Here is a 12,038-nt window from a genome sequence, read left to right on the forward strand (position 1 = left end):
CAAGAGAGTGGTTTCGAGCCTGCGCTTCGGCGTGGGCTTTTTTTATCGCTTCCGCTCCGTAACGAAAGTCACCAGGTCCTCCAGCGACTGCCGGGAAGGCGTTTCCGGGAAGGTCCGCAGCAGCTCAAACGCCTCTGACCGATAGCGCAACATAGCTTCCTTTGCATAATCGAGGCCGCCACTTTGCCGTACGAAGTCGACGACTTCCTTCACCTTCTCCGGTTGGTCGCTGTACCGCTTAATGCTGTTGATGATGTGCTTGCGGTCCTTTCTGGGTGCCTGGTCCAGTGCATAGATCAGAGGCAGGGTCATTTTCTTTTCCTTGATGTCTATGCCCAGGGGTTTGCCTACGTCATCCGTTCCGTAGTCAAAGAGGTCGTCGCGGATTTGAAACGCAATGCCGATCTTCTCTCCGAAGAGGCGCATTTTTTCAATTTGTTCATCATCCTGCACGGTGGAGGACGCCCCGGCGCTACAGGCAGCAGCAATCAGGGAAGCCGTTTTTTGGCGGATGATATCGTAGTAGATTTCCTCTTTGATATCCAACCGGCGGGCTTTCTCAATCTGCAACAGCTCTCCCTCGCTCATGGCTTTGACGGCGTTGGAGACGATTTCCAGCAGGCGGTACTCTTTGTTCTTCAGGGCGAGCAGCAGCCCCTGCGAAAGAAAATAGTCGCCGACGAGGACGGCGATTTTGTTTTTCCAAAGCGCATTGACGGAAAAGAAGCCCCGGCGTTCAAAGGAGTCGTCCACCACATCATCGTGGACGAGTGTTGCGGTATGCAGCAGTTCTACGAGGGACGCCGCGTGGTAGGTGGAGTCGCCCACGGTGCCGCAAACTTTGGCAGAGAGGAAGACAAACATAGGCCTGACCTGCTTGCCCTTTCGGCGAACGATGTAGTAAGTGATTTTATCGAGCAGGGAAACCGGGCTGCGCATAGCTTCCCGAAAGCGCACTTCAAAGTGGTTCAGCTCTTCTTCGATCGGTTGTTTTATCGCTTCTAAGGATGTGGCCATGGACTTGGTTTTACTGCCCAAAACTACAAAACTTCATCGTTTGACCACTTGATATTTCCGGAGTACCTCCTTACCGCTACGAATGATGAGCAAATATTCCCCCTCTGGTAGCGACGCATTAATCGGAAATTTCTTGACGCGTTCACCTGCTTGTTCCGCAGGTATATTGAACCGGTCCTGAATAGCATAATCCCGGTTAATGAGCTGCGCAGCAACCGGGCCCGGCCGGGGCATGGTAAACTTAACAATGACAAAGTTTTGCGCATCGGGCATTACCTTGGTGTAGGGCGACCAGTCATTGGGGTCAGAAGGCTCTGTTTGGGCAGGTGGCGGAGGAGCAACGGTTTCGGATGGCGCAGGGTTGTTGTCTGCCAGCCGCTCTTCCTGCCGGTCCTGAATGCTTTCGCGTGCAGCATCCCGTATCGGTTGACGGGAGGTTTGAGCCACCTTGTTATTTTGAATGTAGACTACATCTCCTGTGGGGGGCGTCCAGATGTTAAGCCCGAGAGGAATTTCGAAGAGGTTATTATGGCTCACCTCCGCCACATTTAGGGATTCATCTGTTTTTACAGTTCGGACCTCCATCCGGTCCGGCATAACGAATATCCACTTGAATTGATTGAAGCTGCCATGCGCCCGGGTCCATTGTTTGGCATCATCGGAATTCCTGAGAGGCGCGCCCCAGCAGCCTTCCCCGATGTATACGGTTCCACGCTCATCGTCCCTGATGAAGCCTTCCTCACTGCCCACACCACGGAAAGGCCGGATAGGGTAAGTGGTTTTGACCACGTGTGCATCAGACTCCAGGACCAGATCTACTTCGTAGGTATAAAATAATCTGGCCCAGTTGTTGTAGAGCTCATCTTTTTCGGGCTTTCGCTGTGTATGGGGGCGCATACCGTGGTGATACTGTGCCATTTTCCAGGTCACCTGCTGATTGGCATCCAAGTCTCCTTCCAGCCAGATGGCCTGACTGCCGGCAGGTGCGATCATCGAGTTGAGGGTATACAAACGGAAAAGGTCGCCCCCGAAGGTTAGCGCATAGTATACATCAATGCTGGGAACATCGAACAGCTCTGTAATGGAGGCGTTTTCCCGCTCGTGATTGCCCCGGGAGGCTACGATTGGAAATAACCGCCCATCACTACCGAAGGTTTCCTGCCAGTCATCAAACCAGTCGCGCCAGTTTTCGTTGGTGTCTCCGCCGGTCATGTCCCCATTAAAAATGACGAAGTGAGGGCGCAGTTTGCTGACGAGACGGTTGGCGGTCACCCTTGCCTGCCGGTTATTCCGGGAGTCGCCCCCGGCAATGATGGACAAGGGCTGATTCGGGTTGTTAGGCGTGGTCTTAAACGACATGCGCCTGCTCATCCCTTCACTATCCTGAATGACAAAATAGTACACCGTATTAGGCTTGAGCCCGGTCAGGCGTACAAATTGGTTTTGCATGCCCTTTGCCCTGATAAAGCGGTCCGGGGCTTTGCGGTAACGATAGGCATTGGCCTGCCCGCCGTAGTCGATTTCGTCAAAATGCAGGACCGGATTGGTACCGGAGACCTGATCCCAGCCAATAACCATCGTGGTAGCCGGATCGTCGCGCCACATACAACGATAGCGGGCAGTCAGCCCCATCAGCTCAGTAGCCGCGGACAATACGAAAGTCAATAGCAATAAGTAAGGCAGATGATGGGTTACACGCATCTATGGTTGATTTTTTCAGTCGCTCTGGAACAGTATATTATGTGCCAAAGGTATAGGCATTGGGCTAATCCCGGAAATAAATCCGGCCAGCACCGTTATTGTTTATACTGCTGTAACGGTTTTCAGTTGCAAAAAATGATGAGAGACGATGAAAAAAGCCAGTTGAGGCACGAAAAGTTAGTTTTACCGCCCCTCTTGCCGCCCGTTCAGCAAGTAAATCATACCGGAATTCATTCGCAGGGCTGGTACTAAAGGCTTACATTTCGGGATCGTAATTTAAAATTCAGCCATGAAACAGCAACTTACCTTACTTCTGACTTGCCTGGTGTTACTGGTACAAGCCCGGCAGCGCTACTCGACGGTTACTTATTTTGAGACAGATTCTTTTTCGCTGGAGCTTGATCTTTTCCTGCCGGAAACGCCTTCGCCCGTACTTAAGCCATTGCTGATTTATGTGCACGGCGGTGGTTTTTCGGGTGGAGACCGGGCCGGAGGGCACAAGCTGTGTGCCTACCTTTCGGAAAAGGGCATTGCAGCAGCAACGATTACCTACACCCTCTACATGAAAGACAAAAGCTTTAGCTGCGATGGCATCCTTTCAGAAAAGATTCAGGCGATTCGTTTGGCAGCCAATCAGCTTTGGCAGGCCACTGCCTTTTTGACCGGGCAGGCGGATAAGTACGGAATCGATCCGTCCAAAATTTTTATTGCCGGGAGCAGTGCCGGGGCAGAGACGGTCTTGCATGCCGCCTTCTGGGACCGTTCGGTCATGCAGCTTTACGGTGATCCTTTGCCCAGTCGTTTTCAGTACGCCGGGCTGATTGGAGGTGCCGGTGCGATCATGGATATGAATGGGATAACGCCAAAAACGGCGATTCCGGCATTGCTTTTTCATGGCACTGTCGACCCGCTCGTGCCTTACGGTACCGCTGCCCATCATTACTGCGACACAGACGCCACCGGATGGCTAATGCTCTTCGGTTCGCACTCGATCTATGAACGCTACCGCGATATTGGTGCGGATGTCGAACTGCATTCCTTTTGCGGAGGCGGGCATGGTTTTGCCGGAGCTTACTTTTATAAGGATCAGGAGCGGGTGGCTGATTTCATCAATCGGGTGCTGGACGGGGCGCACTTTCAAAACCACCTGATTTTTCAAAAAGGGGATAAGAACGCTCCCAAAGGACAGGTCTTCTGCCGTGATTAGGGATCGTAAGCCGGGAAAAAACACGATCCGGTCAAAAACAGGCTTCGATTTTATTCTTATTTGCAAAGGGCTTACCTTTGCGGCAGAACGCCAAACCAGCATCCGCTGATTTTCAAAACCGTATAGCGACATCATGAAAGATACAACCGTTTTTAACCTCATAGAAAAAGAGCTGCGCCGTCAGCAGCACGGTATTGAGCTGATTGCCTCTGAAAACTTTACGAGCCCGCAGGTGATGGAAGCCGCCGGGAGCGTACTGACCAATAAATATGCGGAAGGCTATCCCGGCAAGCGCTACTATGGTGGTTGCGAAGTGGTGGATGAGATCGAGCAGCTGGCTATTGACCGGCTCAAGGAGCTCTTTGGAGCTGCTTATGCCAACGTGCAGCCCCACTCCGGTGCACAGGCCAATGCTGCCGTCTTCCTCGCTATTCTGCAGCCTGGTGATGCGATTCTGGGCTTTGACCTGGCGCACGGTGGCCATTTGTCTCACGGCTCTCCGGTCAATTTTTCCGGTAAGGTGTACCGCCCGCATTTCTACGGTGTGGAGGAGGATACCGGGCTTATTGACATGGACAAGGTAGAGGCGAAAGCGCTGGAAGTAAAGCCTAAGCTGATTATCTGCGGCGCTTCGGCCTATAGCCGTGACTGGGATTATGCGCGCTTCCGGGCCATTGCGGATAAGGTAGGCGCCTTGCTGCTGGCGGATATTGCCCACCCGGCCGGGCTGATTGCGACTGGTTTGCTCAATAACCCCATGCCCCACTGCCACATCGTAACTTCTACCACTCACAAAACCCTGCGTGGGCCACGCGGTGGCATCATCATGATGGGCGAAAACTTTGACAACCCCTGGGGCCGTACAACGAAAAAGGGCAATCCGATCAAAATGTCGGCTATCCTTAACAGCGGAGTCTTCCCTGGCATGCAGGGCGGTCCGCTTGAGCACATCATTGCCGCCAAAGCGGTGGCTTTCGGCGAAGCGCTGCAGCCCGGCTTCAAAACGTACACGGAGCAGGTCGTTAAGAATGCGCAGGCCATGGCTCGGGTCTTTGTGGAGAAAGGCTACAAACTGATTTCCGGTGGAACTGACAACCACCTTATGTTGATTGATCTGCGCTCCAAAGGCGTGACCGGTAAGGTGGCAGAGCAGAAACTGGGAGCGGCAGACATCACCGTCAATAAGAATATGGTACCTTTCGATACACAATCGCCATTTGTTACTTCCGGCATACGGGTAGGCACAGCAGCGGTAACCACCCGCGGCCTTAAGGAAACCGATTGTGAAAAAGTGGTGGGATGGATCGATACGGTCATTACCAATCCGGAAAACGACAGCCTGATTGCGGAAATCCGGCAGGAAGTCAATACCTTCATGGCTCAATTCTCCTTATACGAGGTGGCAGACGCCACCATTGGCTAGAACAAACACCATTTTTGCCCACACTACTGGGAATATCTAAGACTCTAAATCTGAAAGTGCCTGGCTGGCTTTGCCCACGCCGGGCGCTTTCCGTTAGAAAGCTTTCGTAAGTGACCATTATCAATGGCCTGATTGCTAATTTTCATTGCGCATGAAGCCCGGTAAAGCCTATTATGAAATTGTGGTATCCTGCTGTACCTTTAGGAACCAAGTATCTAACCAAAACCAACGACATGCTAGCATTCAAGCGCGCCCTTGTGGCATTAGATCTGTCAGAAATGGACCTGCAACTGCTGCAGTTCCTGGCGCAACACTACCAGGCACTGGGTATCCAAAAACTGTATGCACTGCACATTATGCCTGACTTTACGGAGCCGTCCCACCCTGACCTGGATTTTCAGAAGCGGTTTGCCCCGGAGTCTCCGGTGGATGAGCGGGTAGAATTGGCGATTAAGGCCCGTGTGGAAGAGGTCTTTGGCGAAGCGCCCGGGCTGGACATCGATATTGAAGTCCGGGAGGGCAAACCCTATGAGAAATTGCTGCACTGGACAAAAATCAAAGAGGCAGACCTGCTGGTCATGGGCAAAAAGCGTTTGAGTGAAGGCAGCGGTATTACGGCTAAGCGTGTGGCACGCAATGTGCATGCGGCGGTATTGCTGGTACCCGATGGTGCTGGTGCTGAAATTGCCAATCTTGTCGTCCCTAATGATTTCTCTGAGAATGCTGCCCGCGCCCTGCATGCTGCCCTGGCCCTCAGCCGCGCAATGAAGGGGCAGCCCGTACACAGCCTGCATATCGTTGACCTGCCGCCAGGGCATTACTATAACCGTTCTTCACCCGATCGCGGCTACCTGGGCATGCTTATGGAGTCAGCCCGGCTGGCGGCCGGAAAATTTCGGGATGCTCAGGGCATTGCCGATGATGATATTGTGGATGTATTTCAGGAAAACAACCGGAATAATCTGGCTGCTCACATCATCCGCTATGCTGCTGACCAACAGGATTCACTGCTGGTTATGGGGGCAAAAGGGCATACCCCCTTCGAGACGTTCCTATTTGGTTCTGTGACGGAGCGGCTTGCTCAGAGTATTGAGGGGCAACCGCTGCTCATTGTCCGTTAGGCGCTAACTTCACCAAAAAGCTTAAACTGATGGTAAAACGCTACATCTTTTCCCTTTTGCTGCTGACTGGGTGCACGCTCCTCCTGGCTCAGCCCACCGCTTACTTCCCAAAGAGTGCCCCCGAAGCGCAAAGCGTGGTTTCGGATTCCATTCTGTCCTTCATTGACCGGGTGGAAGCGGAGCTCGATGCGGTGCACAGCTTCATGATTGTCCGGCATGGCTATTCGGTAGCCGAAGGCTGGTGGGCACCGTACGAACGGGAGGCGCCCCATATCATGCATTCGCTCAGCAAAAGCTTCACCTCTACCGCTATTGGCTTTGCCGTTCAGGAGGGGGTACTGACGCTGGACGATTTGGTGGTCTCCTTCTTTCCGGACAAAACCATCGGCAAGCCACACCAGTACTGGAATCAACTGCGCATCCGCGATTTGCTGACGATGAATACCGGTCATGCAGAAGAACGATGGCCGGATGCTACCACAGAGGACTGGGCACAGTTCTTTCTGGGCACTGAGCTGGACTTTATGCCCGGTACTCATTTCCGGTACAACAGTATGGCCACTTATATGCTCTCTGCCATTTTACAGCGCGCCACAGGCGAAAAGCTGGTGGACTATCTGGAGCCACGTCTGTTTCAACCACTCGGTATTCCTAAGCCAGACTGGAAGACCTGCCCCGATGGCGTCAATACCGGCGGCTGGGGCCTGCAGGTACGTACGGAAGACATTGCAAAGTTCGGGCAGTTCTACTTGCAAAAAGGGAAGTGGGAAGGCGAGCAGCTTTTGTCCGGAGACTGGGTGGAAATGGCAACTTCAAAGCAAGTGTCCAACGGCAGTGACCCTGCTAATGACTGGGCACAGGGCTATGGTTTTCAATTCTGGCAATGCCGGCACAATGCCTACCGCGGAGATGGAGCCTGCGGGCAGTACTGTATTGTGATGCCGGAGCAGGATGCGGTGATCGCCATTACTTCCGGCACACCGGATATGCACCGCCTGTTGCAGGTGGTTTGGGAAACTTTGCTGCCTGGCATGAAAGATAAGCCGCTGTTCTCCCAGCCGGAAAAGGACGCGGAGCTCCGGGAGCGCCTCAATCATTTAAAATTACCCCTGGTGGCTTCTGATGGCGTTAAAGTCGAGGCTAAGGATTGGGCCTACCGGATGAAAGACAATAATGCCGGCCTGGGGACTGTCCGTTTCCATTTACAGGAAGAAGAACCTTACTTGGTATTCGAAACCAAGACGGGCAACGATACCCTCTGGGTGGGGAAAGCGGCTTACCGCAAAGGCGTGGTTGCGCACCCCCTGCCTTATACCGAAAACCTGGAGCCGGAGGTCGCCGCTCATGGGGGCTGGGTCAGTCCGGCTGCTTATGAAGCCAGGGTGTACCTTTACCATTCTCCCGCCCGGGTAACTTACACCTTTAATTTCGAGGGAGATAAGCTCACAATGAAAACGGATCTCCATCAGGCACTGCTGGGCAGGCGGGATTTGGAAGTGATTACCGGGCAGCGGGAGTAATAGCGGATCGGAGAAGCGTACTTTTGTTAAAGTTAAGTAAGCTTTCTGTCAAAAATGCTTAAACAAAAAAACGGGGTTGCTGTTTCTCCCTTGTCACCAAACCAAAAGTAGTCTTGGCAAAGAAAGTTATCGTTATAGGATCAGGGTTTGCAGGGCTCTCCGCAGCCTCCCATCTTGCCCAAAAAGGGTATAAGGTTACTATTTTAGAAAAAAACAGCATTCCGGGCGGACGTGCCCGCAAGTTTGAGCAGGACGGCTTCATGTTTGATATGGGGCCGAGCTGGTATTGGATGCCGGATGTGTTTGAGCAGTACTTCGCACAGTTCGGTAAGAAACCTTCCGACTATTACGAATTGGTGCGCCTTGACCCTTCCTATGAGGTGATCTTTGGTAAAGGGGACAGCATGGAAGTCCCTGCCAAAATGGAAGAGCTGGAAGCCATGTTCGAGCATTACGAGCCGGGCAGCAGTCAAAAACTCCGGCAGTTCCTCAAAGAAGCGCAGTACAAATATGAGGTGGGCATGAACGAGTTTGTGCACAAACCTTCTCATTCCATTATGGAGTTTGCGGACACCCGCATCCTGATGAGCCTCTTCCGCCTGCAGATGTTCACTTCTATTTCCAAACATATCCGCAAGCTATTTAGGCACGAGCAGTTGATTCAGCTGCTGGAGTTCCCAGTCTTGTTCCTGGGGGCAACGCCTGAAAATACGCCTGCGCTTTACAGCATGATGAACTACGCCGATATGGCTCTGGGCACCTGGTACCCTATGGGCGGTATGCACAAGATAGTGGAGGGCATGGTGAGCGTAGCGGAAGAGCTGGGCGTGGAAATCAAGCTCAATGAGGAAGTCCAGCATATTTACGTTCCGAACGGGCATGCCACCAAGGTCATTACCCAAAACGGCGAGTATGAAGCTGATATCGTAGTGGGTGGTGCCGACTACCACCATGTGGAGCAACAGCTGCTGCAGCCTGAGCACCGCATGTACAATGAAAAATACTGGGATAAGCGCACGATGGCGCCTTCTTCTTTGTTGTTCTATCTGGGGATTGATAAAAAGATCGAAGGTTTGCACCACCACAACCTCTTCTTCGATGCTGACTTCAAGAAGCACGCTGTGGAAATTTACGATCAGCCACAGTGGCCGAGCGATCCGCTGTTTTACGTCTGTGCACCATCAGTCACCGACCCCAGTGTAGCACCCGAGGGTAAAGAGAATTTGTTTGTCCTTATACCGCTGGCGCCCAATCTGGAGGATACAGATGAGAAGCGCGAGACCTATTTTAACATCGTAATGGACCGTCTGGAAGATCTGACCGGGCAGGAAATTCGTAAGCATATTGTCTACAAGCGGGCTTTTGCCCACCGGGATTTTGAAAAGGATTACCATGCTTACAAGGGGAATGCATACGGGCTGGCGAATACGCTGTTCCAAACTGCTTTCCTAAAGCCAAAGCTCAAGAGCAAGAAGGTCAGCAACCTTTACTATACCGGACAGTTGACTACACCGGGCCCGGGCGTACCGCCTTCCCTGATCTCAGGCAGCGTGGTAGCCAATGAAATTTTTAAAGCTGTGAAACCTTAGCAATTAAAATGTGCGTATTCTTAGCCGTAAGCTGCGCCCGCTGGCAAATGGGAAAAGAGCTTATCAGCCTACGCACCGGATTGCAAAACCGATAACGTTATGATGGAATTGTACAACAAGGTTTGCCAGGAGTGCAGTAAGCACATCACGAACCGCTACAGCACCTCCTTTTCCATGGGTATCCGCGTCTTCGACAAGCGGTTCCGGCCACCTATTTATGCCGTGTATGGCTTTGTGCGCTTTGCGGATGAAATTGTGGACACCTTCCACGATTTTCCCAAGAAGGCACTCCTCGACCGTTTCCGGGAGGATACCTACCGGGCTATCGAAGAGCGCATCAGCCTCAACCCGGTGCTGCATGCCTTTCAGGAAACCGTGCATCAGTATCAGATTGAGCGGGAACTGATTGATGCCTTTCTGGATAGCATGGAGATGGACCTGCACTTTGACCGTTACCATGACAGTCTGTACAAAAAGTACATTTATGGCTCTGCTGAGGTGGTGGGGCTGATGTGCCTGCGGGTCTTTGTGGAGGGCGACGATGAGCAGTACGAACGCCTCAAGGCTCCGGCCTGCAGCCTGGGCTCTGCTTTCCAGAAGATCAACTTCCTTCGGGATATGAAAAGCGATTTTGACGAGCGCGGACGGGTATACTTCCCGGGTGTGGACTACACGCGGTTCTGTCAGCAGGACAAGCTCGAAATCGAAGCGGATATCAAGAAAGACTTCGATGATGCCTACAAGGGCATCGTACAGCTTCCCGAAGGCGCACGGTTCGGGGTTTACCTGGCTTACATTTACTACACTAATCTGTTTAAGAAAATCCGTTCGGCGCCGGCCGACCGGGTCACGCAGGAGCGTATCCGGGTACCTAACCGGCGCAAAGCCGTTCTTTTGTTCAGTTCGGCCCTGCGCAACAGCCTGAACTTATTGTAGATTATGGATTCAGTTGTTTCTCAGCCTTCCCGGGTTCAGGCCCGGGTGCGTCCCGTTTTGCAGGCTATTGTGGTGTTGGTCCCTCTGCTGCTTGTAGGCTGGCAGTGGGCTACAGACCTGGTTCTCCCCGACAATTACCTGATGCAGGTACCGGAGGTAACCCGTTTGCCCTGGCTGGAAACAAAGTGGGCGTATTTCTACCTGCATATTTTTACATTCGTACCGGTCTTTCTCTTGAGTTTCGACAAAAACGTGCATTACTACCGCAAGTGGAAGCCATTGATTCCGGCTATCGTGATTGTCGGCGGGCTCTTTATCGCCTGGGATGTGTTCTTCACCGCTCAGGGCGTCTGGAATTTCAATGAGCGTTACTTTGCCAATATCCGCTTTCTCCACCTGCCCGTGGAAGAGTGGCTGTTTTTCTTTACAGTGCCTTTCGCCTGTGTATTCATCTATGAATGCCTGAATTTTTATATCAAAAAAGACCTGCTCGCGCGCGCAGAATCCTGGTTGACGCCGCTCATGGGCTTCGGTTTCCTGCTCACAGGGCTGCTGTACTGGGGGCATTTGTATACCACCACAACCTTTCTGCTCACCGGCGGCTTTATCCTCTACCACTGGCTCTTTCTGGACGGCACCTACCGCAGCCGTTTCTACCTGTCCTACCTGGTTGCCCTTATCCCGTTTTTGATTGTGAATGGCGTGCTGACTGGTGGCTATACTGAGCAGCCGGTGGTCATTTACAATCCGGAAGAATACCTGGGCATTCGCATCACTTCTGTACCGTTGGATGATTCCGTCTACGGCTTCCTGCTGATGTTTGGCGTGGTGACGTTGTTCGAGCGCTGGCGGTAAAAAGTGATCCTTGGAACTATTAACCACCTATTTATTGTATTATATTTCATTGCCGTACACTTTTATTTCACGGGAAGTTCTTTGAAAATTGGAAAGAAAGATTCATAGCATGCCTGACATAAAATCGGACAGCCCTCAGTCCAATCTGAAACACGGACAAGCTATCGATTCGGTCTTTACGGCAGAATTTGCCCAACTGGGCTGAGGTTCGGGCATCAAACTCGAACAAGATACAGATGATGAAAGCCAGGCTAGCCACGATCAAGAGATTGAACAAGGTTTGAGGCTCTTCAATCCTGGTTTTATGAATGTGGAATCCGCGAGATTTGATATCGCCGAAAAAGGTTTCAATGTGATACCTCTTTCGGTAATATGTTTCGGCTTGCGGGCCATATTCCAAGCTGGTCAACAGATACAAAGGTCGGTCATATCGGGTCCGGTCATGCCAGAACAAGACATTGACTGGCCCAAACCCTTGCTTAGTCACATACATTTGGGGCAGGAACAAGCTTTTTTGACCGATACTTGCGGCCAAATGGCCAAAAGCCGAAGCATTCTCCATGTTCGGATGATCGGCTACCAAAGTATCCTTCGCCGTTTTTAGCACGTACTCCCAACCGTGAGCCAAACAAGACTGTTGCAACTCGCAGCCGTCGAATTCGGCATCTC

The 12,038-nt window shown here is 52.1% G+C and carries 10 protein-coding genes; 7 read left to right on the top strand and 3 right to left on the bottom strand.

Annotated features, from left to right (window positions below; translation table 11 throughout):
* Window positions 1-42: 42 nt before the first annotated feature.
* On the bottom strand, window positions 43-1,017 hold the full coding sequence (locus IX84_RS13615) for a polyprenyl synthetase family protein (protein ID WP_044221571.1): 975 nt from the start codon (window positions 1,015-1,017) through the stop codon (window positions 43-45).
* 33 nt (window positions 1,018-1,050) lie between these two features.
* The gene (locus tag IX84_RS13620) at window positions 1,051-2,718 is read right to left on the bottom strand and encodes a purple acid phosphatase family protein (RefSeq protein ID WP_052516000.1); all 1,668 of its coding nucleotides are present in this window, start codon (window positions 2,716-2,718) and stop codon (window positions 1,051-1,053) included.
* 289 nt (window positions 2,719-3,007) lie between these two features.
* Here IX84_RS13620 and IX84_RS13625 point away from each other — a divergent pair, with 289 nt between their 5' ends.
* From IX84_RS13625 to IX84_RS13655, 7 genes are all read left to right on the top strand, one after another.
* Window positions 3,008-3,925: an alpha/beta hydrolase gene (locus IX84_RS13625; protein WP_044221575.1), complete on the top strand. Its 918-nt coding sequence runs from the start codon at window positions 3,008-3,010 to the stop codon at window positions 3,923-3,925.
* Window positions 3,926-4,055: 130 nt separating this feature from the next.
* Entirely contained in the window at window positions 4,056-5,348 is a 1,293-nt protein-coding gene (glyA, locus tag IX84_RS13630) for a serine hydroxymethyltransferase (protein WP_044221579.1), read from the top strand.
* 233 nt (window positions 5,349-5,581) lie between these two features.
* Window positions 5,582-6,469 (top strand): universal stress protein, encoded by an 888-nt coding sequence (locus IX84_RS13635; RefSeq protein WP_044221584.1) that lies wholly within the window; start codon window positions 5,582-5,584, stop codon window positions 6,467-6,469.
* A 29-nt stretch (window positions 6,470-6,498) separates the two neighbouring features.
* Entirely contained in the window at window positions 6,499-7,989 is a 1,491-nt protein-coding gene (locus IX84_RS13640; RefSeq protein WP_052516001.1) for a serine hydrolase domain-containing protein, read from the top strand.
* 113 nt (window positions 7,990-8,102) lie between these two features.
* Window positions 8,103-9,578, top strand: coding sequence for a phytoene desaturase family protein (locus tag IX84_RS13645; protein WP_044221587.1), 1,476 nt, complete (start codon window positions 8,103-8,105; stop codon window positions 9,576-9,578).
* A 99-nt stretch (window positions 9,579-9,677) separates the two neighbouring features.
* Entirely contained in the window at window positions 9,678-10,514 is an 837-nt protein-coding gene (locus IX84_RS13650; RefSeq protein WP_044221590.1) for a phytoene/squalene synthase family protein, read from the top strand.
* Between the two features lie 3 nt (window positions 10,515-10,517).
* The gene (locus tag IX84_RS13655; protein ID WP_081968755.1) at window positions 10,518-11,369 is read left to right on the top strand and encodes a lycopene cyclase domain-containing protein; all 852 of its coding nucleotides are present in this window, start codon (window positions 10,518-10,520) and stop codon (window positions 11,367-11,369) included.
* Window positions 11,370-11,436: 67 nt separating this feature from the next.
* Here IX84_RS13655 and IX84_RS13660 read toward each other — a convergent pair.
* On the bottom strand, window positions 11,437-12,038 hold a 602-nt coding region (locus tag IX84_RS13660; protein ID WP_044217932.1), incomplete at its 5' end, for a transposase.

This window comes from Phaeodactylibacter xiamenensis, assembly GCF_000759025.1.
Lineage (GTDB): Bacteria > Bacteroidota > Bacteroidia > Chitinophagales > Saprospiraceae > Phaeodactylibacter > Phaeodactylibacter xiamenensis.

Excerpts from the sequence above, each read along its gene's own strand:
- IX84_RS13620 (WP_052516000.1), bottom strand. The coding sequence starts at position 2,718 with ATGCGTGTAACCCATCATCTGCCTTACTTATTGCTATTGACTTTCGTA.
- IX84_RS13640 (WP_052516001.1), top strand. The coding sequence starts at position 6,499 with ATGGTAAAACGCTACATCTTTTCCCTTTTGCTGCTGACTGGGTGCACG.
- IX84_RS13650 (WP_044221590.1), top strand. The coding sequence starts at position 9,678 with ATGATGGAATTGTACAACAAGGTTTGCCAGGAGTGCAGTAAGCACATC.
- IX84_RS13615 (WP_044221571.1), bottom strand. The coding sequence starts at position 1,017 with ATGGCCACATCCTTAGAAGCGATAAAACAACCGATCGAAGAAGAGCTG.
- IX84_RS13655 (WP_081968755.1), top strand. The coding sequence starts at position 10,518 with ATGGATTCAGTTGTTTCTCAGCCTTCCCGGGTTCAGGCCCGGGTGCGT.
- IX84_RS13635 (WP_044221584.1), top strand. The coding sequence starts at position 5,582 with ATGCTAGCATTCAAGCGCGCCCTTGTGGCATTAGATCTGTCAGAAATG.
- IX84_RS13625 (WP_044221575.1), top strand. The coding sequence starts at position 3,008 with ATGAAACAGCAACTTACCTTACTTCTGACTTGCCTGGTGTTACTGGTA.